This is a genomic window from Paenibacillus oralis, assembly GCF_003863965.1.
GTDB lineage: Bacteria > Bacillota > Bacilli > Paenibacillales > Paenibacillaceae > Fontibacillus > Fontibacillus oralis.
In genome coordinates, this window is the sequence record NZ_RRCN01000001.1 from 5,647,368 (window position 1) to 5,671,024 (window position 23,657).

At 53.1% G+C, this 23,657-nt stretch carries 25 protein-coding genes and 1 riboswitch; of the genes, 7 read left to right on the forward strand and 18 right to left on the reverse strand.

The window, feature by feature from the left end:
• Positions 1 to 21: 21 nt before the first annotated feature.
• On the reverse strand, positions 22 to 1,233 hold the full coding sequence (locus tag EHV15_RS25225) for an MFS transporter (protein ID WP_128633653.1): 1,212 nt from the start codon (positions 1,231 to 1,233) through the stop codon (positions 22 to 24).
• A gap of 237 nt (positions 1,234 to 1,470) precedes the next feature.
• Between EHV15_RS25225 and EHV15_RS25230 the strand changes: the two genes are divergently transcribed.
• Complete coding sequence (locus tag EHV15_RS25230; protein WP_128633654.1) at positions 1,471 to 2,049, forward strand: RNA polymerase sigma factor; 579 nt, start codon at positions 1,471 to 1,473, stop codon at positions 2,047 to 2,049.
• A 64-nt stretch (positions 2,050 to 2,113) separates the two neighbouring features.
• Here the strand turns inward: EHV15_RS25230 and EHV15_RS25235 are convergent, their stop codons facing one another.
• From EHV15_RS25235 to EHV15_RS25245, 3 genes are all read right to left on the reverse strand, one after another.
• Positions 2,114 to 3,433, reverse strand: a complete 1,320-nt coding sequence (locus EHV15_RS25235) for a hemolysin family protein (RefSeq protein ID WP_128633655.1) — start codon at positions 3,431 to 3,433, stop codon at positions 2,114 to 2,116.
• A 277-nt stretch (positions 3,434 to 3,710) separates the two neighbouring features.
• Complete coding sequence (gene gerQ / locus EHV15_RS25240; RefSeq protein ID WP_128633656.1) at positions 3,711 to 4,160, reverse strand: spore coat protein GerQ; 450 nt, start codon at positions 4,158 to 4,160, stop codon at positions 3,711 to 3,713.
• A 69-nt stretch (positions 4,161 to 4,229) separates the two neighbouring features.
• Complete coding sequence (locus EHV15_RS25245; RefSeq protein WP_128633657.1) at positions 4,230 to 4,652, reverse strand: cell wall hydrolase; 423 nt, start codon at positions 4,650 to 4,652, stop codon at positions 4,230 to 4,232.
• A 269-nt stretch (positions 4,653 to 4,921) separates the two neighbouring features.
• Here EHV15_RS25245 and EHV15_RS25250 point away from each other — a divergent pair, with 269 nt between their 5' ends.
• On the forward strand, positions 4,922 to 6,247 hold the full coding sequence (locus EHV15_RS25250; RefSeq protein ID WP_128633658.1) for a phytoene desaturase family protein: 1,326 nt from the start codon (positions 4,922 to 4,924) through the stop codon (positions 6,245 to 6,247).
• A 124-nt stretch (positions 6,248 to 6,371) separates the two neighbouring features.
• On the opposite strand, the gene EHV15_RS25255 is transcribed toward EHV15_RS25250, so the two are convergent.
• The 6 genes from EHV15_RS25255 to EHV15_RS25280 form a co-directional block, all read right to left on the reverse strand.
• Entirely contained in the window at positions 6,372 to 6,791 is a 420-nt protein-coding gene (locus EHV15_RS25255) for a DUF2500 domain-containing protein (RefSeq protein ID WP_128633659.1), read from the reverse strand.
• 201 nt (positions 6,792 to 6,992) lie between these two features.
• Entirely contained in the window at positions 6,993 to 7,184 is a 192-nt protein-coding gene (locus EHV15_RS25260; protein ID WP_128633660.1) for a hypothetical protein, read from the reverse strand.
• A 192-nt stretch (positions 7,185 to 7,376) separates the two neighbouring features.
• Positions 7,377 to 8,675, reverse strand: coding sequence for a WD40/YVTN/BNR-like repeat-containing protein (locus EHV15_RS25265; RefSeq protein ID WP_128633661.1), 1,299 nt, complete (start codon positions 8,673 to 8,675; stop codon positions 7,377 to 7,379).
• 76 nt (positions 8,676 to 8,751) lie between these two features.
• The gene (locus EHV15_RS25270; protein WP_128633662.1) at positions 8,752 to 9,723 is read right to left on the reverse strand and encodes a polysaccharide deacetylase family protein; all 972 of its coding nucleotides are present in this window, start codon (positions 9,721 to 9,723) and stop codon (positions 8,752 to 8,754) included.
• A gap of 370 nt (positions 9,724 to 10,093) precedes the next feature.
• Positions 10,094 to 10,990, reverse strand: coding sequence for an IS3 family transposase (locus EHV15_RS25275; RefSeq protein WP_246061774.1), 897 nt, complete (start codon positions 10,988 to 10,990; stop codon positions 10,094 to 10,096).
• A gap of 38 nt (positions 10,991 to 11,028) precedes the next feature.
• Positions 11,029 to 11,355, reverse strand: a complete 327-nt coding sequence (locus EHV15_RS25280; protein WP_128629969.1) for a transposase — start codon at positions 11,353 to 11,355, stop codon at positions 11,029 to 11,031.
• 884 nt (positions 11,356 to 12,239) lie between these two features.
• Between EHV15_RS25280 and EHV15_RS25285 the strand changes: the two genes are divergently transcribed.
• Entirely contained in the window at positions 12,240 to 13,166 is a 927-nt protein-coding gene (locus EHV15_RS25285; protein WP_128633664.1) for an L-lactate dehydrogenase, read from the forward strand.
• A 254-nt stretch (positions 13,167 to 13,420) separates the two neighbouring features.
• On the opposite strand, the gene EHV15_RS25295 is transcribed toward EHV15_RS25285, so the two are convergent.
• The gene (locus EHV15_RS25295) at positions 13,421 to 14,671 is read right to left on the reverse strand and encodes an MFS transporter (protein ID WP_128633665.1); all 1,251 of its coding nucleotides are present in this window, start codon (positions 14,669 to 14,671) and stop codon (positions 13,421 to 13,423) included.
• Between the two features lie 17 nt (positions 14,672 to 14,688).
• On the reverse strand, positions 14,689 to 15,144 hold the full coding sequence (locus EHV15_RS25300) for a CBS domain-containing protein (protein WP_128633666.1): 456 nt from the start codon (positions 15,142 to 15,144) through the stop codon (positions 14,689 to 14,691).
• Between the two features lie 173 nt (positions 15,145 to 15,317).
• On the opposite strand from EHV15_RS25300, the gene EHV15_RS25305 reads away from it, so the two are divergent.
• The 3 genes from EHV15_RS25305 to xerS are packed head-to-tail and all read left to right on the forward strand — an operon-like array spanning position 15,318 to position 17,568.
• Positions 15,318 to 15,764 carry a MarR family winged helix-turn-helix transcriptional regulator gene (locus EHV15_RS25305; protein WP_128633667.1) on the forward strand — a complete coding sequence of 149 codons (447 nt, stop codon included), beginning with the start codon at positions 15,318 to 15,320 and terminating at the stop codon, positions 15,762 to 15,764.
• 44 nt (positions 15,765 to 15,808) lie between these two features.
• The gene (locus EHV15_RS25310) at positions 15,809 to 16,483 is read left to right on the forward strand and encodes a spermine/spermidine synthase domain-containing protein (protein ID WP_128633668.1); all 675 of its coding nucleotides are present in this window, start codon (positions 15,809 to 15,811) and stop codon (positions 16,481 to 16,483) included.
• The gene (xerS, locus tag EHV15_RS25315; protein WP_128633669.1) at positions 16,480 to 17,568 is read left to right on the forward strand and encodes a tyrosine recombinase XerS; all 1,089 of its coding nucleotides are present in this window, start codon (positions 16,480 to 16,482) and stop codon (positions 17,566 to 17,568) included. Before EHV15_RS25310 ends, xerS begins: the two co-directional genes overlap by 4 nt.
• Positions 17,569 to 17,642: 74 nt before the next feature.
• Here the strand turns inward: xerS and mobB are convergent, their stop codons facing one another.
• From mobB to EHV15_RS25340, 5 genes are read right to left on the reverse strand one after another with little or no spacing between them, the layout of a single operon-like run.
• Positions 17,643 to 18,146, reverse strand: coding sequence for a molybdopterin-guanine dinucleotide biosynthesis protein B (mobB, locus tag EHV15_RS25320; protein ID WP_128633670.1), 504 nt, complete (start codon positions 18,144 to 18,146; stop codon positions 17,643 to 17,645).
• 26 nt (positions 18,147 to 18,172) lie between these two features.
• Entirely contained in the window at positions 18,173 to 19,444 is a 1,272-nt protein-coding gene (locus tag EHV15_RS25325; protein WP_128633671.1) for a molybdopterin molybdotransferase MoeA, read from the reverse strand.
• Positions 19,441 to 19,770, reverse strand: coding sequence for a prenylated flavin chaperone LpdD (gene lpdD / locus EHV15_RS25330; RefSeq protein ID WP_246061775.1), 330 nt, complete (start codon positions 19,768 to 19,770; stop codon positions 19,441 to 19,443). Before lpdD ends, EHV15_RS25325 begins: the two co-directional genes overlap by 4 nt.
• A 33-nt stretch (positions 19,771 to 19,803) precedes the next feature.
• The gene (locus tag EHV15_RS25335) at positions 19,804 to 20,742 is read right to left on the reverse strand and encodes a dihydroorotate dehydrogenase (protein WP_128633672.1); all 939 of its coding nucleotides are present in this window, start codon (positions 20,740 to 20,742) and stop codon (positions 19,804 to 19,806) included.
• Complete coding sequence (locus EHV15_RS25340) at positions 20,739 to 21,434, reverse strand: dihydroorotate dehydrogenase electron transfer subunit (RefSeq protein WP_128633673.1); 696 nt, start codon at positions 21,432 to 21,434, stop codon at positions 20,739 to 20,741. Before EHV15_RS25340 ends, EHV15_RS25335 begins: the two co-directional genes overlap by 4 nt.
• Before the next feature lie 153 nt (positions 21,435 to 21,587).
• Here EHV15_RS25340 and EHV15_RS25345 point away from each other — a divergent pair, with 153 nt between their 5' ends.
• Positions 21,588 to 22,436 (forward strand): polysaccharide deacetylase family protein, encoded by an 849-nt coding sequence (locus EHV15_RS25345; RefSeq protein WP_246061776.1) that lies wholly within the window; start codon positions 21,588 to 21,590, stop codon positions 22,434 to 22,436.
• Positions 22,437 to 22,515: 79 nt separating this feature from the next.
• Here EHV15_RS25345 and EHV15_RS25350 read toward each other — a convergent pair whose 3' ends face one another.
• Positions 22,516 to 23,187, reverse strand: a complete 672-nt coding sequence (locus tag EHV15_RS25350; protein ID WP_128633674.1) for a 3D domain-containing protein — start codon at positions 23,185 to 23,187, stop codon at positions 22,516 to 22,518.
• Between the two features lie 4 nt (positions 23,188 to 23,191).
• Positions 23,192 to 23,366: riboswitch (cyclic di-AMP (ydaO/yuaA leader) on the reverse strand.
• Between the last annotated feature and the right edge of the window lie 291 nt (positions 23,367 to 23,657).

A 23,657-nucleotide genomic window follows, 5' to 3' on the forward strand; every position in this document is an offset into this window, starting at 1 on the left:
CTGCTTTTTTTGTGCAAAACCCTATCCATTGCTTTCGGCCGATGCGGCAGCGGCCAGCGCGCTGCCCCGGCTTCGCTGAATGAGCACAGCCACGATGCTCAGGAGCGCGAGCAGCATAAGAAAGCCCGCCAGCAGCCAGGACGAGGCGTGAGCTCCGCCCAGATCCATCGTTTTGCCCATGATCAACGGCAATACGGCTCCCCCTACTCCTCCGGACGCGATCAGAAGGCTTGGCGTCGATTCCTCGGCTCCGACCAGCAGCTTGTTGGCGAATACGAGCGCGATGGAAAACAGCCCCGACATAAACAGACCGAACAGCAATATGAGAATATACGTAACGGCCAGCCCGCCGGCCAAGGAAAACAGCGCGATCAGCACAAAGCTGACGATGCAGCTCCAGAGCACATAACGGCTGTATGAGATTTTTTCCGCAAGTGTGCCGGCAACCAGGCGGCCGCAGGTCATCGCGATCCAAAACAGCGTAACGCTGAACGCCGCGGTCGGTTTATCCAAGCCCAGCTTCTCAATCAGCAGCGACGGCAGGAAGTTGACGAAGCTCATTTCGGTGCCGACATAAAAAAAGAAGAACACGATAAATACGGCGAGCATTAGTCCTCTGGTGCCTTGGTACTGCTTCAGCCAACCTCCCTTCTTATCCTGCTGCTTTCCTTTGGCATATAGCATGCCGCGGAATTCGCCGAAGTTTCCCCTGCCCCAGGCAAACAGCATAATGAACGCCAGGCCCGCCACGACCAGGAACGAAAACCGCCACACCTCCGCGCGGATGAAAAATCCTGCAGCCACCGGCATCAGCAGCGCGCCCAGCCCGAAAAACACCTCCAGCCGGCTCATGGCAACCGCGGTGCCTTCCGTCACCGCAACGAGAATGATCGTGCCGATCACCGCCTCGATCATCCCGAATCCAAACCCTGCCACGGCCCCTATGGCGTACATCCATTCCCAAGGCGGCAGCAGCGAATAGCAAACCTCAGCGAAACATAGCATCCCCGTCGCAATCAACAGTCCGTAAATTTTGCCGAATTTGGCAAGCAGCAGCGGCGATACGAGCACGCCAACCAAAAATCCGGCGAATTGGGCAAAAATAAGGCTGCCTCCCGCGCTGTAATCTTTGCCGTATTGTTCCAGCAGATTCGGCATCAAAGAGCCGACGACGACATGCGCCAGGCCGATTAGCAGGTAAGACCAGCATCCCAGCCATATTAATCGTTTCATGTTCTCTCCCTCCGTGCATTACGATGCTTCCCCGCCCCGGTCCTTACGGAGCAGGTTAAATTTTTTGGGCACACTCCATCTATTGTAATCGATTCCCTAAAGCGGCGTCATCTGCAGCATGAACAAATGACAAGTTTGTTTTATTTATGGTAAATAGTTCCTATGCCTTCGTTGATAGAGTAAAATTAATAGAGTATCCATAGAATATCGTTTTTAGTAGAGATGAGAGGGAAACGCATGCAGAACCGGTTGCAGTACCTGCTATCCGCCAATTATTCGGAGCTGGACGAGGATGAGCAAAAACAAGTTTACGAAGCTTTTTATGATTGGGTGTATGGAACCATCTATCTTATAGTTAAAGATCACCAGGCAACGGAGGACATCATCCAGGAAGCCTTTCTGAAAGTTGTTTTGAAGAAGCCCGCCTTTAAGTCGGAAGCGAGTATGCGGGCTTGGCTCAGAACGGTATCCCGCAATATGGCGATCACCTACTTGCGCAAAAACAAAAAATATATGCAAAATCTGGAGCAGCCCTCCGCGATCGGCGAATTGGCCGTATCCTCCTGGAAAGACGGCTCGGTTGAGGATTCGGTGGAAACGAAGCTGATGGAAGAAGCGATCGTTTCGTATTTGCGCCGCTTGAAGCCGGAGTACCGCATGCTGGTCGAATACCGTTGGAGACTTGGGTTAAGCTACAGGGAAATCGCCGACAAGCTGGGAGTTTGCGAAAATATCGTCCGGCAGCGGCTGTTTCGCACCCGGGAAGGCATTAAGAAAAAGCTGTACCGCGAGTGGGAAAGAAGCCGGCATACGTAACGAAAACAAACGAGGCTGCCCCTTTAGGTCAAGTTAAGGACCTAAAGGGGCAGCCTCGTGTATGTTATGCGCCGGCCTCCTCCAGCGGCTGAAGCTGCTGCCGGATTAATTTGACGCGTGAAATTCTCTTGTTGTCGGTTTCTTCCACCACGTAAGTAAATTCGCCGTATTCCACGGTTTGGCCTACCTGCGGCGGTAAAATATCGATCCGGGAATAGAGCCACCCGCCGATCGTATCGTAGTCGTCGGAGTCGAGTTCCAGACCAAACCGGTCATTGATCGAATCGATCAGCATGAGTCCGTCCACCGAATAGATACCCGGTTCAATCTGCTCGATTCCAGGGCGTTCCTCGTCGAACTCATCCTGAATTTCGCCGACGATTTCTTCGACGATATCCTCAAGCGTCACCATGCCGGAGGTTCCTCCGTATTCGTCGATCAAGATGGCGATCTGCGTTCTTCCCCGCTGCATCCGTTTCATCAAATCGCTGATTTGGGTCGATTCCGGAACCGCCATGATCGGCCGGATCAAGTCGCGTAAATTCCGGGTACTCGAGCGAATCAAATCTTTAATATGAATAAATCCGATGATATGGTCCTTGTCCTGATGACATACGGGATATCGGGTTCTTGTGCCTTCCAAGGCGATTTCCAGGTTTTCCTCCAGCGAATGCTGGGTATACAGGCAAATCATTTCGGTCCGGGGAATCATAATTTCCCGCGCCGTCGTATCGGCGAATTCAAAAATGTTGTCCACCAGCGACATCTCCGTGCTGTCGATCAAGCCGCTTTCGCTGCTTTCCTTCATCATGACCCGGATTTCTTCCTCCGTATGCACGGAGTCCTGCCCGGAAGCCGGCGAAATCCTAAACAGACGCAAGAGGCCGGATGACAGGTTGTTCAGAATCCAAATGAACGGGTACATGATGCGATAGAACAGCAGCATAGGCCAGGCAAACCATAAGGTAATGGTTTCCGCCTTGTGGACGGCGATCGTTTTCGGAGAGAGCTCTCCCAGAACGATATGCAGAACGGCGATGAGAATAAAGGCAACCGTTAACGAGACGAGATAAGCCGGCTTTTCGCCCAACCCCGTCAATACAAACAGCGGATTCAGCAGCCGGGCCACCACCGGTTCGCCCAGCCACCCCAGCCCCAGCGAGCTGAGCGTGATACCTACCTGGCACGCCGATAAGTAACCGTCCAGATGATTCAAGTGTCTTTTTACGATCGCGGCTCGCCTTCGCCCTTCCTCCACCAGCGCGTCGATGCGAGAGCTTCGGACCTTGACGATCGCAAATTCGGCAGACACGAAAAATCCGTTCAATAATACCAGCAGCACCATCAGTCCTACATGCAGAAGACTCGGTAAAGGGTCACTCAATACGTTTCCTATTCCCGCCTATCCAGCGGTGAATAGGTGCACCTCCTTCGCGGTATGGAATCGTACATCATTTTGTATTTTTCATTTATATAGTGCAGCGTCAACTTCCCAATGGATTCATCTCCCTTACAGGATATTTCGGCATAAACCGTGTTTACTATTAATTATATTATTATACACTACACAGTCAAACGCTTCGGTATGACAGCGGTACTGGCACATTCGGCCGCAAAAATGAAAAAGAACCCCCTTTCGCGAGGGAGTCCTAGTCCTATGTCTATCTGGTAGGCGGCGGGGCGCCAATGGTGCCGGGATATTGATAAAACAAAGGTTCATCAAATGTTGCATAATCAAGGTTGACCATCAGCAGAACGGTCCGCCGGCCGGTGGCCGGGTCGCTGATGATGATATGGTCGCGCCCGGCGGCTTCGAGAACGCCCTTGAATATTTTGGCATTCCATTCGCGGTTGTTTTCGAATGTCATATAAAAGGTGCCGACTTTTCCCAGATTAAGACGTAAAATATTTTCAATATATGACTGCTCAAACGTTGGAATGGCCGATGGCACTACCGTGCCGCCGAGCGTCATCGGACTGCCGCTTGGCACTTGCGGCGGGACGACTGCCCCGCCTCCCATTGGAGCCATAAAACCCGCCCCTCCGGTTTGAGCAGGCGAGACGTTGTAGCCGGCGGGGTACGCGGCCGGCCGGTAAGATTGGGTAAACATGAATCGATTCCTCCTCATTTAACTTGCTTAGGTTTCGCTTTCTTTGCCGTGCCTAAGTATGCTTAATGCTTAAAAAACCCCTGGGCAATCTTGCGCGCTGGGAGCAAAGAAACAGTGCGATTTGAAACGCCCGGTATTTTGCTGATTGTACCACGTCCCGGGGCAATTGCCGGCGGGCATGAAGAACCACAGCGCATTGGACGCCGGCCAAACCCGCTCCCCGCCTATCACTCTCCGGGCTAGACGGATCTCCCTGTCGCGCGCTCTCTGGTAGAAGTATCCCTTTTGTGTCGCTTCAAAGCCGCCGGGCGACTGAAACACCATCTGTTTCATTAGGCGAATATCCCGAAAATCAAGGCAATTTCCCAATATCCGATTTACGCCCACATTCCCAACCATCAGCATCCCCTGCACTCCCTCGCCTTCCGCTTCCGCGCGCATCAGGCGCGCCAGCAGCTTGACGTCTTCCGAGTTTGTATTAATGACCGCCAATCCCGTCCCTCCTTCCTCCCTACTTAACGCTATATTGTATGTGCGAATGCCTATCCGGGTGTCAGAATCCCTGAAAATAGCCTTGTCAATAGCTCAAGGCAACTTTTCGTTGTGAATCCGATTACAATATTGAACATTTTGTGGCTATTTCTATGGACGCGCTTACACGAATAGCATATACTGTTAAGTAAATAAATGTTTTTTATATGGTTTTGGTGATTTCTTTATAAAACGCTTTGCTTCACAACACCTTTTAGGAGGTTCCCCACATGAGAATCGCGATTATTGGCGGCGGCTTGGCCGGGTTGACGGCAGCGGCATATTTATCGGGCAACGAGGAGACGGCCGGCACGGTGTTTGAACGGAGCCCACAGCTTGGCGGCCGGGCTTTTACTTATGAAAAATCGGGATTTACGCTGAATTACGGAGCGCATGCGGTTTACGGAATCGACAGACACACGCTCCATCATATGGAAGAAGAGCTAAACCTTAAATTTCAAAGCAAACAGGTCGATAAACGCAAAGTGATGTACGCCAAGCACGGGCGTTTGACGCCCGCTCCACTCGATTTTGTCAACATCGTCAAGACGGGTGTCCTGACTCCGCTGGAGAAGGTGCGTTTCGTCAGCGAGATCGCCGCGGTTATCGGCAACATCCATCAGTTGAAGCATCATCGTACGCTGGGCGATTATCTCGAGCATTCCCACGCCTCCGCCGATGTCAAAGAGCTGTGGGCGCATCTGGTCTGCTCCAATTTTTTCATTACGCCGGAGGAAGCCAGGAAGGTGCCTGGCGAGGTCATCGCCGAGTACTATCATAACCTGTTCCTTTCCCAGCGGCCGGTAAGCTATATTCTCGGCAGTTGGGCGACGATCACCGGCCAGTTGGTCGACAAGATCCGCGACAACGAAAACTGGGAAATCTCCGTGAAGGAACCGGTCGAGTCGATTGTGATGGAAGACGGAAAGTTTGTGCTGAACACTAAAACGCGGGAGCGGCTAGAATACGATCAGGTTGTTTTTGCGATGCCGGTACAGCAGGTCGTCAAGCTGCTGGAAAACTCGCCTTGGTCCGCTGCGCTTGAGCCGTATAAAGAGTGCACCTCTACCGAGGTGCTGGTGTACGACGTCGGCTTCTCGAAAGTTGTCGCGCGCCCCTTCCATTACATCAGCGACATGGATCATAAAATATTCATCAGCGACGTCTCGGCAACCGACTACACGGTGGCGCCGGCGCACGGCCAGTTGCTACAGGGGATCGCCTACTTGAATGACGACTTTACGGATGAGGAGCAAAAGAAACAATATCTGGAACAGAAAACCTCGCAGATGGAAGCCCTGTTCGACACGTATTACCCGGATTGGCGGAATTTTGTCGAAGTCAAGCGCGTTTCCAAAAAAGCGATGGTGGCCAGCGTCAAAAACATCTACACGAACAATCTGCTTCCGAACCGCCTGGCCGGCCTGCCATTTTACTTCTGCGGCGACGGCTGCACGGGCAAAGGCGAGCTCGCCGAACGCGCTTTTTCCAGCGCGCGGAACGTAGCCCAGACGCTTTTGGCGGATACCGTACGGATTAAAGCCTATTCCCATTAGCAGGAACCAGAAACAAAAACAGAAGCGAACGCGAGTAGCCGAATGATGGCGCTCCGTTGCTTCTGTTTTTTATTGACGTATTTCCTTTCAACTGGCGACTTCCTTTCCTGGTCTGATTTAAAGTTTAAAGCGTACTGCGGTATTTCCGGAATTCCTGCACTTCCGTCCGATGCGTTTTCCGTACCCGCTCAAAGCGGTGGAAATGATGGCCTTGAAACGTCAGCTTCCCTTCGTCTCCTTCCGCGCATTGGCCGTATTCCAGGCCGCTGACGGCAAATTCCAGCCGGTCGCCGCTCTCGACCTCAAATGTAACATAATATTTCGTGTCCGACCGGTTAACCGATGTTTCCGTATCATGGCGATGGGAAACCTCCGTCCGCTTCCCGACGATCACCGAATTTACGCTGAGTACGGGTTGCCTGCTGCTGGCGAAAAAGCGCCACACCCCTCCCGCGGCCGAAATCACGACGATCGCCGTAAGCACAACGAGCAGGATCGGCAGCGCGGTTTCCATCATATCGAACATCTCCACCCATGACTGCATGGTTCGCCCTCCTTCATAGAGGCAATGGCCTGCTTCTTTTGTCCCTCCCCTTTCTTTCCTAAGTATATGCCGCTTAACTTGAAACTTGTTATTCACCTGCGGCGTAAATTATGACACTCTTGTCCCACAAAATAACAAAAAAACTCCGGCTCGTTAATCGAACCGGAGGGTTAGCCAAACTGGTCTGCCAGCGAATAAGAATCAAGCATAATATTCAAACAGCAATTGGCGGGTTTCTTCGGCGCCGTCGGCTTCAGGTTCGGTATCCAAAAGCCCTTTCTCCGCCCAGCAAGCCCGGCACATCTCTTCGGTCGTGCATAAATGAGCGTCTTCGCAGGTGTAGCAAAATTGGAGATAATTGCGGGTTACCGTGTCTTGCGTTGTCGTTTTCATCACTATTCACTCCTGCCATGGAATTTGGAGCGCCGCTCCGTTTTGCTGCTGTTTCCCTTGCAAGTTAAATTTATCACAAAGTCCGTAATTTATATGTGATTATTTTCACAAACTATGAAAAATAAAAAAGCATGGCCACATTGCCATACTTTTTCACTTTTGTTATTCGTGCCATCTTAGGCGCGGACAGGCCTACAGCACATGCCAGCTCGTTCCCCCGTCTCTCGTCTGCAGCAGCAACGAACGTTTCTGATCTTCTTTGGCCACCAGCAGCCAGCCTACTCTGGAGGAAAAGAACTGCAGTTTCACCACTTCCGGATAATCGGCCACGATATCAACCAGCTTCGCGCTTCGCGGCAATGGCGTCCAATGATTGCCTTGATCCGAAGTATAGTAAACGGTCGAGCCCATCATCGTCCAGCCTTCGTTTCGCGTCAAAAAGGTCGGTGCCAAGTCCTCATTGAATCCGGTCTGCCACGATAAATTGAAAGGGACCAGCGTCCAGGTGGCTCCGGCATCTTGGGTGAAGTAACCGTTAAACTTGGTGGCTTCATCGCGGGTGCAGCCGACCGGGACCCAGCCTGAACTGCCATCCCCGAAGAGCGAGACATTGCCAACGATAAATCGATCACAGGTTTTGAATTTTTCGGCATCAAAGAAGCTCTCTTTTTTCGCCCATGTATCTCCCCCGTTATCCGTGGTATACAGTGCGGGTTGTCCTGCTTCAATCTCGCTGACGAATCCGTTCAGCTCATCGACGAAGGCCATCGACATTGGGGTTCCCTGCCCCAGCCCTGATCGCGCTGGTGGATTGAGCGCAAAGCTGTTCGGGTCCGGAGCCCCCATAATCGGATCAAACGTGGCTCCCCCGTCTTCCGTCGCGTAGAGCACTCTTTCACTACGCCCCGAGTCGCTCGTATTACTGGTTAATACCCAGCCGTTAGACTCGTTGGAAAAATAAATCCCCTCGACCTGGTCCGCTCGCGGAAAAGAAGAGACTTTCCAAGTGACGCCCCCGTCTTCCGTCCTTAAGACGATCGCGTCATCCAAACCGGCGGCATTGCGCACAATCCAGCCGTGCATCGGATCGATAAAAAAAATCTCTTTGCCGAAACGCGGCGTGCTCGGAAACATCACCGAAGCGGCCGGAGAAATATTCGTCCAGGTCTGCCCGTTGTCTCGAGTAAGATAAAGTCTCAGCTCGCTCTGAGTGCAGCCCCAAGCCAGCCCGGTAGTCGTGCTGAGCAACTGAAAATCGGTTAAGCGCGTTTGAATTTGATATTTGTTGTTGTTCCCATCCTCTGCGGGAGCTTTCGTTTCCGCTCCCAGGTTTTCGGAGGAATCGGGATTAATGACGGTGATCGTCTGCCCTTTTTCTTCCGGCGGCTCCGGCTGCGCCTGCTTCACTTCCGGAGGCTGCTCGGACGTACAGGCCGTCAGCAGCAGGCATAGGGATAGCGAAACTACGATAACATAACGCCATAATTTCAAAAAAACAACCTCACTTTCAACCACATGCCGATAGTTTATTATATCATAGCGTGATCGAAGCCCTCAGGGACCGGAATTATAGCCGCGGATCTTTGGCAAAATTGACGCTGACATGCTGATTGGGCTTGTAGACGGCAAAGGCGTACCCTTTTTTCTGCAAATATTCGATAACCTCCGGAAGGATTTCCACGGTTTGCGCCTTTTCGTGCATTAAAATCACTTCGGTATCCCGGTGTACCTGGCGTTTGACCTCCTTCAAAATGCGTTTGGGGTTGTCCGAATACCGCCAATCCTGGGAATCGACCGTCCAGTCCCACATTTTAAACCCCGCATCGGCGATATCGCCGCGGAATTGTTTGCCGACCTCCGGTTTACTGCCGTACGGCGCCCGGATCAGCGTCGGCGAAACTCCGGTAATCTTGGCCATCAGCTTTTGTTCCTGCTGGAATTCTTTGATGAAATTGTCCGAATTTCCGCTGTCGTATATTTTTTTCTTGTTGTGGCTCATGCTGTGCAGGCCTACATAGTTGCCGGCTTCAACCGCGTCCTTGACGGTTTGTTCATGGCCTGAAAGCTGATTTCCGATCATAAAGAAAGTGCCGTGAATCTGATATTTAGCCAAAATATCCATAATTTCCTCTGTGTGCTTGCTCGGACCGTCATCGAAAGTCAAATAAATCACCTTCGGCTGCTTAACGGCGGACTGTTTAACGGCCTCAGGGTTCGCTGTCTTCGAGTCGGTTGCAGTGGCGGCCTGCGGAGTTGTTTTAGCCGGTGTCGCCGGCTCCTGCTTTTGCCCCGACGGCTGGACGGCAGAGTCTGCGTTTTTGCCGGCCAGATTGGCGGAGACGACGGCTGTTGTGGAGTGTCTGACTACTGCGCTTGGCTTGTGGTGGTTCAGATACGAATATGCGGCAACCCCCGTTAAAGTTAAAGATACGACGGAAAGCGACACCGCGCTCACCTTGATCCATTTCGTTTTCCGCATGGATTTGGCGCGTGCGGTGCGGGTGGAATGCTTTTGTGTGCTTCTGTTGATGTACGGCATATGAATAAGTCCTCTCTCATTTCATTATTACTAGAATAATATAAAATGAGCGATTCGTCCTTACAGAATCGTTAATCGCAGGTTACAAAGTCATTACAGAATTTTATGGATTAACATCATTAAGTTAACATAACAATTGTTACGTTTATTTATCGAGGGAACCCCCGCGAAATGCAAAAGTGCAGGCGGTTTTTGTCGAAACTCCTCTAAACCCGTGGCTCAAATGTAAATTTGCAGTTCATTTCCGGTCAAAAGCTGCTTTTTTATCGGATAGCCTCAAATAAGATGTACTTTCGGCTAGGCCCCCTAATTCCGGAGTCCACACCGTCAAAATAATGTGTGTCGTACGATTGCTCACTTTTTCACCAAATTACAGCGTTCTATGGAATTTGGCTTGATCTTCTTCCTTCAGTTGCTTGACCCATTCGCTGAACACTGTGGGCGCTTTGCGTTTCAAGCTCCCGTGCATTCTGCGGTTGTTGTAGAAGTCCATATACCAGTCAATAGCCGCATACGCGTCTTCCATGGTCTCAAACGATTCTTTGGTGAGCAGGTCGCGTTCCATCGAGCTGTGGAACGACTCGATGTACGCATTCATGTTTGGTGTCTTTGGCGGGATTCGTTCATGGAGCATCTCCCAGCTTTCACAAGTATCGCCAAACAGCACACTCAGGAATTGAGGGCCGTTGTCCGTGCGGATCACGGGCATGGTCTCTCCGGGTTGCAATCGACTCCAGATGGCCCGCCCCAAGGCCTGACAGATATGTGTCGCTTCGCAAACAGTGCCTCTGTAATAGGCGACGATGACGCGATCGAACACATCGATGATGCTAAAGACGAAGAAAAAACGATCGCGGCCGGGAACATATCCGTACTTGATGTCCGCCTGCCATAATTGGTTTGGGCCGGTGACAAGACGGTTTCTAGCCAGTCTTCGTGGATGCTTGGACTTGGGCTTTCTCTGCTTTTGAAGAATGCCTAGCTCTTTACAGAGGCGGTAGGCCTTTGACTTTCCTAGAACCAGGTCGTATTTGTCGCGCAAACACTGAGCCAAAAGCTTGTAGCCGTAGATGTGCTCTTCGCCTTCGATGAGCTCCAGCAGCCACTCTTTGATCTGCTCGTCGCTGACTTTACGACCTTGTAGCGTCAAGGAGTACCCTGGACAAGGGCGGCCTCTTCCCGTGTTGTTAGAAGTCCCTGTGGACTGTTTCGTGCGTTTGAGGCGCTCGTAGTAGGTGGATTCTGCCAGACCTAATATACGCAACACAAGAGTTGTGGTGTTCCCCTGCTTAATAAAGCGGTCGGCTATTTCAAATTTTTCAGATAAGCAGGGTTCTTCTTTTTTAGGAGTTCTCGCAGGATCTCGATTTCGAGTTCCTTTTCACCCAGCACCTTCATCGCTTTTTCATATTTCACTTCCACGTCCTGAAGCCGTTTCAGCTCTTGAAGCTGATGATCCGCCGGCGGTAGTTCGTGGATGTCCACTTCATCCCGATACGTTCGGATCCAGTTGCGAATCGTTTCCGGGTGGAGATTATACTTCCGGGCCAACACCCCCACCTTGATCCCGGACATGGCTTCACGCACCACTTCGATACGCACTTCCTCGTATAGCTTGCTTGATCGTCGCATACTGTTCGTCCTCCCTTAGAAATACAATAATATATTGTAGGGCAGGACTCCAATGCAATTAGGGGGCCGTGGGGCTTTTGCATTTCAATCGCTCTAAAATGGCAGTTTACGGATAATAGAATGCACTTTTGCAGTTACTCCCATCGGGCGTCCTTCTTCCATAAAAACAGTAAACTCGGCAGCAGGCCTTAACCCAATTTGACTTGGTGTAACCCCTAACGGACCTGAATGACCTTAATCGTCCATTTCCCGGATATTTCCCGCTCTAACGGACTCACCTGCCGTTATCGGTCTTCAAATGAGGCCATTTGAGCGATCGCCCCACCCGAGCGTACATGCTTCCTACTCCAGCTTTCTTGTTTCTTGGTCCATTGTTGAATGGAATAGTTGCAAAATGTACAGTTACTTATCCGGAAATGCTGCTACAGCGCTTGATTAAGTGTAAAACCTGCAATTACTCCGCTATCTTTCGAAGAAAAGGCGAAAAGACAAGGAGATAGTTGTATGAAATGCAATTAAACGAATAATTGGGTAAATGGATATAAGGTTAGTTGTATGATTTGCAATTAATGGTCAGAGCCAAGCCCGTCAAGCATCTTTTGCCCGCCTTCCGACCAGGTGAAATAAATAGGCAGCGGTGTTTTGCTATTTTTGTCAAGGCAAGGTTTTATTCGTACTCCGTCTTTACATCATCAGCGGCTAAGCCGATTTTGGCTCTGCGAAAGTTGAGTTATAGTTTATGAAAACCCTGCAGATTTTTCTTTAAATTTTAGATATTTCATGTACAATGAGGATGGATACATACGCTTTAGGGGGGTCTAAGAAGCCAGGCTTCGGTGCAATCTATCCTAAAACGGGAATCTAAATTATAAGGAGATGATTTGATGAAAACACAACTGCGCTCCAGCCGGGTCGTGATTATCGGAACCGGTGCCGTAGGGGCAACGACAGCGTACACGCTCCTGTTAAGGGAACGGATTTCCGAGCTGGTCCTGATCGATGCGAATAAGGAAAAAGCGCTTGGCGAAGCGCTCGACATGAACCATGGCCTGCCGTTTACCGGCGGAGTCAAGCTGTGGGCCGGCGACTACAGCGACTGCGCGGACGCCGACATTATCGTCATTGCCGCCGGCGCTTCCCAGCGTCCCGGTGAAACCCGGATCGACTTGCTCAAGCGCAATGCCGGCATTTTTGACAGCATCATTCAAAACATCGTGAAGTACAACAATCACGGCATTATTCTGGTAGCTACCAACCCGGTCGATATCCTCTCTTACGTAACCTTGAAGAAGAGCGGGTTTCCGACAAACCGCGTCATCGGTTCCGGCACGCTGCTTGACAGCGCCCGTTTCCGCTATTTGATCGGACAGAACAAAAAGATCAACCCTCGCAGCATCCACGCGCACATTATCGGGGAACATGGCGATTCCGAGGTGCCGCTGTGGAGCTTGGCGAACGTGGCCGGCATTGGCCTGGAGTTTAATGAACAAGAGCGCGAGGAGATTTTTAACAGCACCAAAAACGCTGCTTATGAAATCATTAACGCCAAAGGCGCCACCTCCTACGCGATCGCGTTGGCTTTGGACCGGATTATCGTGTCGATATTGCAAAACGAAGGCTCTGTGCTGAACGTCTCCACCTTGCTAACCGATTACAACGGAGTTTCGGACGTATATCTCGGCGTACCGAGCATTGTGGATCGTACCGGCGTACGCCAGGTGCTTGATTTGCAGTTGGGCGATGCGGAATTGACACAGTTCCAAGCTTCGGCCAACAAGCTGAAATCGGAAATCGCCAACCTGGAGCTCTAAAACGGAAAGACCGCCCACCGTGGATTGATTGAAACGGTTGAGCGGTCTTTTTTAAACCTGCAGTATTCGACATTTAATTTGATTAATTAATATAGTTCATCCAATTAATTACTCTCTTTATCCCCTTAAAAAGACGGCAAATTGTCGTCTTCTTCCGGCTTCTTCTTCAATATCCGTTGCGCGACCGCCTCAAATGGCTCCGGCTGCAGCAGCTTGACCGGCGAAAACGCTTTGTCGAAGGTAAACGAATCCAGCTAGTGCGCCGATTCCGCCTGGTCGACATGCTGGACATGCTTGCGGTTTAACGCAATGAACACGACCGCCAGCATAACGAAACCGGCCCCGACGATGAACGGAACATGCGGACTGTACCATTCGGCGAGCTTCCCGGCCAAAAACGGAGCGACCGCGCCTCCCAAAAAACGCAGGAAACTGTATGCGGCGGACGCGGTGGACCGCTCTACCGGCGCGGCGTTCATGACCGCTGTCGTGATCAGGGTGTTGTTGTTGCCGAGCAGTGCTCCGGCAAAAATAACGGCGGCGATGATCACCCAAGGCGAATCCGTCCAAATGCCCATCGCCAGCAGCACTAAAGAGAACAGGAACAACATCGCGCACATCGATTTGAGCGTGCCGAATTTTTCCTGCAGTTTGGGCGCGGTGCCGACCGAAGTAATGGCCAGCAAAATGCCCCAGGCCAGGAAGACGTAGCCCAGCCCGTGCTCATCGAGCCCCATGACGAACGGAGCGTAAGCCATCAGCGTGAAAAAGCCGAAGTTGTAAAAGCAAGCGGTCAACCCCAATACGACCAGGGAGCGGTGTTTCATCGCCTTAAACGGGGCCAGGATCGAGGTGCGTGAGCGCGTGGCTTCCCCTTTTTTCTCCTTGGGCATCAGCAGGATAAGGCCGAGGAAAGCGATGACCATCAGCGCAGCGACGCCGAGAAACGGGCCTCTCCAGGATATGGCGCCGAGCCACCCTCCGAGCAGCGGCCCGACCGAAATGCCGAGGCCAACCGCCGCTTCGTACAGGATGACGGCTTTGCCCGTGCCGCTGCTTGACAGCGTAACGATGGCCGACAACGCCGTGGCCACGAACAAGGCGTTGCCGAGGCCCCAGCCGCCGCGCAGCCCGATGATTGTCCAGACATCGCCGGCCATCCCCCCAAGCGCCGAAAAGACGGCGATGACGACGATGCCGGCGAGCAGCGTCCACTTGATGCCGATGCGGGACGAAATCGCCCCCGTGATCAGCATCGCTACCGCCATCACGGCGTTATAGCTCGTAAACAGCAGGGTAACCTGGCTGGGGGTAGCGTTCAGGCTTGCCGAAATCGCCGGAAGGATCGGATCGACGAGACCGAGTCCCATAAAAGCGATGATCGAGGCAAAAAAAACAGCCCATACGGACTTAGGTTGTTTCAGCAAGCTTGGTTCCCCAAGCTCCAAACGACTTGATGTACCGCTTAGCGGCGCGGTTTGGGCCGATGATGTAGATGATGGCATACAATCTTCCTTTCGTCTTACATTAAAGATTTGAAGGAATGCCGGATGACATCCCCGCGGCTGATGATTCCCACGAGCACCCCATTACGCTCGACGGGGAGCTTCTTGATTTGCTTTTTCCCCAATATCGCCGCAATGTTCTCGATTTCTTCATCCCATGAAACTTTAATGACTTTCTTTTTGCCGATTTCCATGACGTTGAGGTCAAGCAATCTTCGCGCTCTTTCCTCGTAAGCTTCCTGGTCCCCTTTGAAGACGGCCACATAATAGATCGAATCGACGACGACATCGCGATGCTTGCCAATGTACCGCATGATATCCCCATCGCTGATATATGAAACGATTTCGTTTCGTTCGTTCACGACGGGCAGCCCGCTGATCCGATGCTCGATGAACCGCTCGATCACCGAACGGACCGTATCGCTTTCTTTCACTTTGTAGACCTGCTTGATCATAATTTCATGCGCTTGCATGCAAATCCCCCTAATCGATATAATTGTATTATACAACTATTCGTTATTTTGTCAAGGTTGCGGCCGGGCGCGCGTATTCCCTCCCAAGTCTTGCGCCGCCTGGTTTCATTTCAAATTCCACAATCGTTATGTTACGATAAAATTATATTAAAAAGCTGTGAGGTATTCATAATATGGATCAAAATTCCCTGGAAACGATCGAGTTGGAAATCGCCATCTTATATCGCCGGATGACCTTCTTGACTGCGGCGAAAAAAAATGGCAACCTGGACCGCTCCGCCTATTTGCTGCTCCATCACATCCGCTCCTTCGGCTCCATCGGCGTCAAGGCGTTGGCCGACGAATTTCAACTGGATATCTCCACCGTAAGCCGGCAGACCGCCGCGCTGGAGCAGAAAGGCTACGTCAAGCGCACGCCCGATCCCGAAGACCGCCGGGCGTATTTTTTGGAGATCACGGAGCTGGGAACCACGGAGTATCTTGCTTACAAGCTGGGCCGGTTAAATCGGATCAGCGAACTGCTCAAAGATTGGTCCGACGAGGATACCCAGCAATTTGGCCGGTATTTGGAAAGATTTAACCAGGCCCTACTTGATCATTCAAAGTTGAACGAAAACTAGATACATAATTATTGTTATGTTAACTAAATGGGAGGTTGTTATTTATGAACGATACCCATCATCCCGCCGAAATCATCGAACGCGCCTCTACTCCGCACGGGGAAATCCAACTGCAGCGGCGCGGCGAGTTTTATGAAATCATCAGCAACGGCACGTTTCTGATGGCCACCTATAACGGAGAGTCGGAACGCCTGCTGGTGCGGCGCGCCCTGGAGCAAGCGAAAACCCCCGGCAAAGTGCTGATCGGCGGCCTTGGCGTCGGTTTTTCGCTGCAAGAAGCGCTGGGGGACGAGCGGGTACGGGAGGTTACGGTCGTTGAGATCGAGGCGAAAGTGATCGAATGGAACCGGACCGTCCTGGCCCCGGTTTCGGATGATGCCCTGCGGCATCCGAAAACCAGGCTGGTGCACGCCGATCTGATCGCCTGGATTCGGGAGACGGACGAAACATTTGACCTGATTTGCCTCGATATCGATAACGGCCCGGACTGGAAGGTGTTCGACGGCAACGCGTCATTGTACGACAACCAGGGACTTCAAGCGCTCAGCCGGCGGATCAATCCGGACGGATGCATTTCTTTTTGGAGCGCCACCCCCTCGCCGGAGTTCGCCGAGCGGCTGAACGCTTTTTTCGGGAACGTGGAGATCCGGGAAGTGCCGCAAAGCCACGGCGATCCGGACTTTGTGTTTCTGGTGCGGGCTGGAGGTGCCGGCCTGTGAATGTGCAAAAAGCGATCGACCGTAAAAAACTGGACGAAAAAACGCCGCTTATGCCCTGGTTTGTGCAGCAGTTCATCGATTATAAGCTGCCCGACCTGTCCCCTTCCACGCTGCTGGAGTACGTGCGGGACTACGAGCAGTTTTTCGGCTGGCTGCGGGCCGAAGGATTAACGAAGGCCGAAGCGAACGGGGAAGTCACGCTGACCGATCTGGAAACGCTGCGCATGGAGGACGTCGTCGGCTACCGTCTGCATTTGACGACCCGGACCGAAGGGACGAATTCGAAAATCACGGTATCGCGCAAAATGTCGTCACTCCGCTCCCTGTTCCATTATTTAAGCCAAATCGCCGAGGATGAAAATTTCTACCCGCTGCTGAAACGCAACATTATGGCCAAGGTGGAGATCAAACGCATCCACAAGCCGAAGGATACGGCCGCCAAGCTCAAGGGGAAAATTCTCGAGGAGGACGAACTGCTCGAATTTATCGGCTACATCGCCGAAGGGTATGGCCACGATATCGAGGGTAATAAGCAGGCGCTTTACGCTTACGAGCAAAATAAAGAACGCGACGCCTGCATCGCCAGCCTGATCCTGAATTCGGGGCTGCGGGTGTCCGAGGTCGTGAACCTGAACGCCGACGATCTGGATTTGAACAACAAGCTCGTCTATGTGTACCGCAAAGGGAACAATGACGAAACGTTCAAAACGCCGGTCTATTTCCGCGAGCAATCCAAAGACGATCTCGCCCATTACTTAACGCTGCGGTACACGCGTTACCGCACGCCGAAACGGGAAAAAGCGCTGTTCGTCGCCGTCCCCAACGGGCAAAAGGAAGGCAAGCGGATGACGAAACGGGCCATTCAGGCGATGATCATCAAATACGCCAAGCGGTTCGGCAAACCTTACCTGACCGTGCATAAGCTTCGCCACTCCTTTGCCACGGACTATTATTTGCAAAACGACATCTATAAAACGAAGGAGCAGCTCGGCCACGCCTCGACGGAAACGACCGAGGTGTACGCCCATCTCACCGACAAAACGATGTCCGAAGCAATCGAGCGCCGGGTTAGCGGCGGATCGTAAGGAGGCCGGCCGCCGGTCACCGTACGCAAAAAGGACTCCCCGCATTTATTTATGCTGGAGAGTCCTTTTTTTGCTCAGCCTAGAACATTTTGCTTCAGGAACGCCGCAATCCCGTCCAGATCGTTCCGCTCAAAGCAGCGAAGCCCGGCCTGCTTTAATTTCTCCGGATCGGGGACCTCCCCTTCCCTGTGCACCACAGCGCAAACCCCGCTAAGCTCCGTCAGCAGATGCTCGTCCTCGGCGGAGCGGATAAGCACCATTTTCGGATAAGGCTCGCGCTTAAACCCTTCAACCAGGATAAGATCATACGCCTGAAAATGTCCGATCAGCCCCGCCAGCGGCGTCTCCCGCTCTTCCACGATCGCCGTGCGCCATGGCGAGACGATGGCGGCGGCGGTAGCGCCGGCCTGACGGTGGCGGTATGTATCCGTCCCTTCCCGGTCAACCTCAAAGCCGTGGACGTCATGTTTGATCACGGCAACGCGAAGATTCATGGCGTGAAACATCTCCAGCAGGCGGGTGATTAACGTCGTTTTACCGCTGTTTTTATAGCCGACGATTTGGATGATCGGCGCCATTTCGTTGCCCTCCTTGTCCTGGACGCTCAAAAAGAACCGCCCGGAAGCTTCAACACGGTGACCATTTCCCCCGCTTCTTTCGGTTCGCTGGAAGGAGGAATGACGATCAACGCGTCGCTGTCCTTGATCGTGATCATCACGCTCGATTCGTCAAGCTCGGCCGGATAAGCATATAGCTTGCCCTCGCGCGCTTCCAGTCTCCCCCGGACGAAACGGGTAAAGTTGTTGATTTTTGTGTACGGCCGAGCCAGCTCCGCGGTCATTTCCGGCAAAAACGGCTGCAAAGCGCCAAGCATCCGGCCAATCGCCGGGCGCACGAACAGCTCGAAGCCAACAAAGCAGGCGCCGGGGTTCCCGGAAAGCGCGAACAGCAGCTTCCCGTCCTTCACGGCGGCGGTCGTTACGCTGCCGGGACGCATCGTCACTTTGTTGAACAGCATTTCGACTTCGCCGCCGGACACGAGATCGGCCATTATGTCAAAATCGCCGACGGAGACGCCCCCGGTGGTGATCACCGCGTCATAATCGGCAAATGCCGCCCGCACCCGCTGGCGGGCCAGCTCCAGGTCGTCGGGAATCGCCTCCAGCATAAACGGCTCCGCACCCGCTTCCCGAACCTGGCTGGCCAGCATATACGCATTGCTGTTGCGGATTCTTCCGTCCTGCAGCGGTTCGCCGATCCCCAGCAGCTCCGAACCGGTGGAAAAAATCGCGATCCGCGGCCGTTTGCTCACCGCTACCTGGTTGATCCCAAACGTTGCGAGCACGGAAATCTCGCCAGCCCCAAGCTTACGTCCGGACTCCAAAATCACCTCTCCCGCGGCAAGCTCAAGCCCCACGGGAGTGATGTTCTTGCCGGGCTCGATCTCCCGCACAAGCCGGATATACGTTTTGCCGTCCTGCCGGATCGTTTCGGTCATTTCAAACATCACCACGGCATCGGCTTCGTCCGGCACCTTCGCCCCGGTCATAATGCGCGCCGCGGTTCCCGGCGTTAGCGGTACGGACGGCAAAAAGCCGCAGGGGATCTCGTCCACCACTTCCAGCAGTGCCGGGCGGTTCGCGCCGCAGCCGGCCGTATCCCGGCTGAGGATGGCAAAGCCGTCCATCCCCGAGCGGCGAAAATGCGGATACGGATGCGGAGAAGTAACCTGCTCGGCCAAAATACGTCCTTGCGCGTCCGGCAGCGCAACGATTTCTGCCGGCAGGCGGCGGGCATAAGGCAAAATCCTTGCTTGCGCGTCCGGCACCTGCAGCGCTTTGCGCCGAAACTTGTCTTGCCCTGAATCGGTAGTCATTGTTTAACCTCCTGCAAATATTCATCCAGTAAAGCGGAGGCTTTTTGCGAAACGGCCAAAATTTCCGCCTTGCTTAAATCATCATAATGGATTCCCATGACCACGGTCACCGTCCGATTCAGCGCCGCAGCGGCCCGGCGGGCGAAATCCGCGCTAAGCGTGTGCTCTTTATGGCCGGGAACGGCCGAGGTTTGCACCGCGATGCCCTCCTCCGCCACATAAGCGGTGGATGCCGCGCCGATATGGACCTCACCGCCGCCGATCGTGAGCAGCAAATCGCGCCCCATCGGAATCGCCTCCAGTTTGATGTCGTCAAATGTCAACATGCCGCAGCCTCCTTTTGTCTATGTAACAACATTTTAAAGGATTCCGCGGATTTCGTCCAAATTTCGGATGCCTTCCGAGCGCATAAACTCGGTCAGCCCGGCAACCCATTGCTCGCCCGCGCGCGGCTGCACGAAATTGTAGGTCCCAACCTGAACGACGGCCGCCCCCGCCATAATAAACTCGATGATATCCTCGGCGCTGCTGATGCCGCCCATGCCCATCACCGGAATCGTAACGGCCCGGCACACCTGGTGGACCATCCGCAAAGCGATCGGCTTGATCGCCGGCCCCGACAAACCGGCGTACAGATTGTCGAATACGCTACGCCGCCGGTGAATGTCGATTTTCATCGCCGAAAACGTGTTGACCAGCGAGACCCCGTCCGCGCCCTCCTCCTGGCACATCGCGGCCATCCCGGCGATGTCTTCGGCATTGGGCGACAGCTTGACGATCAGCGGCAGCTTCGTGGCCGCACGCACCTCGCGGACGACGCCGCGGGCGATCTCCGTTTTGATCCCGTAGGCCATCCCGCCCTCCTTCACATTGGGGCACGAGATATTTAACTCGATCATATCGACCGCCTGGCGCCCCTCCCGCTTGCGCCGGGCGGCGTCCTCATCGATGAGGCGCGCGCCCTCCGTATATTCCTCCAGCGTGTTCCCGCCCAAATTGGCGATTCGCGCCAATTCAAGCTTTTCCCAATACGGACATTCTTCGCGGAGAAAGGCGGCGACTCCGGGATTTTCCAATCCAACGCTGTTGAGCATCCCGGACGGCGTTTCGGCCGCGCGGAGGCCGTCGTTCCCTGCCTTCGGGCGCAGGGTCAAGCCTTTGCCGCAGATCCCTCCAAGCTGGTTGATATCGTACAACGAACCGTACTCCCGCCCGAAACCAAATGTGCCGGAAGCCATGACGACCGGATTTTTAAAAAATACTCCGGCGATGGAACAAGACAAGTCGATCCCGCTCATGCAAACACCACCTCCTCCACCTGAAAAACGGGGCCGTCCGTGCACGCTTTTTTGCGGCCGTCCCGGCATTTCACGCTGCACACCAAACAAGCGCCGATGCCGCAGGCCATCCGGTTTTCCAGAGACACGTACACCTTGGCCCGGCTTCCCGAGCTCGCCTGCTTTTGCTGTACGGCTTTCAGCATCGGATGCGGTCCGCAGGCGATGATCGTGTCATAAGCGCCAAAATCGACGCGGTCGAGTATCGTTCCGCCCACATCAACGAAAGTCCGGCCCGCAGATGCTTGGCGAAACTCCTCCACCATGTACGCTTCCCGGCTGAAGCCGAGATACACATCGGCCTGCGGCGCCGTCTTCAGGGCAAAATAAAACGGGGCGATGCCGATGCCGCCGCCGACGAATGCCGTTTTTCCCGTTAGCGGGGGAAAGCCGTTGCCAAATGGCCCTTCCATTTGGAGCGGATCACCGGGCTTCAGCTGGGAGATCAGCCTTGTTCCTTCGCCGGCAACCTGGTACAAAAACCCGATCCGCTCCTCCGTCAAATCAAAAATGCTGATCGGCCGCGACAGCAGAGGATACCGTTCACCGGCGCGGAGCATATAAAACTGGCCCGATTCCCCGGCAAAGCGGCCTTCCGCCGTCAATAAAAACACACCGCCGGCAACCGGCCTGTTGCTAACCACGATAGCCATCAAATCCACCTCTTCCTTACGTCTGCTTCATCAAAGGATGCAATTTTTCGGGAAGAACGTCTGTGATGTTTTTCATAACATACGTCTTGATAAATCCCGGTAAAGATGGGCATACCAAATCATAACAACACCCGGACGAAGGAGGAAAATTCGTTGTCTACCCTGCTTAGAAACTTGCTGATTTCCGCTTCCATTTTGGCGGTGACCGGTTTATCGGGCGGAAATATGCCCATCGTGTCTGCTTCTTCCGAAACCCCGTACGCTGCGGCAGCTGCGCTGCAGCCTAACGACAAGGAAGCAAGCGCCACAGCCGCCGCACAAATCGAGGCGAACGCCAAGCCCAAGCCGGCCGATTTGGGAGAGCTCCAGCGCAAATATTCCGAAACCTTCAAATTTCACGGACCTAAAGTCAAGCAGGTGGCGCTGACGTTTGATGACGGGCCGGACCCGAGATTTACGCCGCAAGTTTTGGACGTTTTGCAAAGGGAGGGCGTGAAGGCGACCTTTTTTGTCCTTGGCAACCGGGCAAAAAAATTCCCTGCACTCGTAAAACGGATCCACCATGAGGGCCACCTGATCGGCAATCATTCCTTTAGCCATCCGAATTTCGGAAAACGGTCGCTTAAGCAGTTTCAAACGGAAATTTTACGCACGGAAAAAATCATTAAGCAAACCGTCGGGTATCGGCCGAAGCTAATCCGGCCTCCTTACGGCGAAATCCGGGAAACCCAAATCCAATGGGTTAAGAAAAACGGCTGCACCATCGTCAACTGGAACGTGGATTCGCTGGATTGGAAAGGGCTGGACAAAGCCAAGGTCGAAGCCAACGTGCTCGGCGCCGCAGGGCCTGGCTCGATCGTTCTTTTCCACGCCGGCGGCGGCGTCGGATCTAACTTAAACGGTACGATTCAGGCATTGCCGGACATTATTCAAACGATGCGGGCCAAAGGCTACCAGTTTGTCGATTTGGCCGAATTGCTGCATACGGTGAAGTATAGGTAAAAAAGTATGAAAAAGCGCGAGCATCAGACATATAGGCCTGGCGCTCGCGCTTTTTAAGTTGGTTTGCCAAAAATGAACTTTACTTCAGCACGTAGAGAGTGACATCCTGAAATCCGAACGTCATAACGGCTGACTTGCTGCCGGGAATAAAGATGTCGATGCGCTTGCCTTTGATCGCGCCCCCCTGATCGCTGGCGGTGGCCACGAACGCCTGCTTCGGCAAACCTTCATGGTCATAGCCGGTGACCAGCACCTTCGTTCCCATCGGAATCACGTTGGGGTCAACGGCGATCGTGCCAAGCTTTAGCGGGTTGCCGAAATAATCGACCGCGCCCCATTTTCCATTTTCATCTGCAGCTGCCGAGTAAGCTGAAGCTTTCACTTGAACCGTGCGGGAATAATTAAACGTTTTGCCCCAGGCCTCGACGACTTTGTCCGTTGACAATACGTTTGGCCCCGATACCGCCTCGGCTTTCATCGTCTTTGCCGCAGGAGCTTGCGGTTCGGGAGCTTCCGTTCCCGGAATCGTCAACTTCAACCCTTCGTATATATTGCCGGGATCAATCCCTTTATTGGCATTCATCAACTGCTCCAAGCCGATCCTGTATTTCTTGGCCAAAAGATAGAAGGTATCTCCTTCCACTGCCGTATGTACCGCCTCTGCGTGCACAGGTACCGTTTGCAAAACCGCCGCCAAACTTGCGGCCACCAGCGTTGTTTTTGCGATCTTCGTAAATATGCGATTTCTCATCTGTTCGTCCTCCTTTGATACGCCTGCGGAGTTAGTTGTCGGATTCGGGAAAAAGGATTATCCCCGGCGCCCTGTTTCAGCGCTTCACCCCAAGAAACCCGGCCTCGTCCGTTAAACGCTCCGTTTTTCGGTGAATCATCCCCCGCACCTGCCGAGGCAGGTTTTGGCTTACCTGAATATATCACAATTTTGTAACCATTTGAGCAGGAAATAGTATCCAAAATGCGTGAACCCGCATTCCCATGCGGTAAATTCGTTTGAGAAATCATGACAAATCGGTAAAATTGGAGGTGGATAGCGGTCATTTTTGGCGTTATTTTACCAAATGGGCGGGCAAACAAAAAATAGCGGGCATTTATGTCCTTATTGTTTAACGGAGCAAGAAAATTCCGCCTTATGGCGGCATCTGCCCGAGAATAGGTACAAAAAATTCCGCTATTTCAACCCGAAGCGATGAATGACCGGCCATA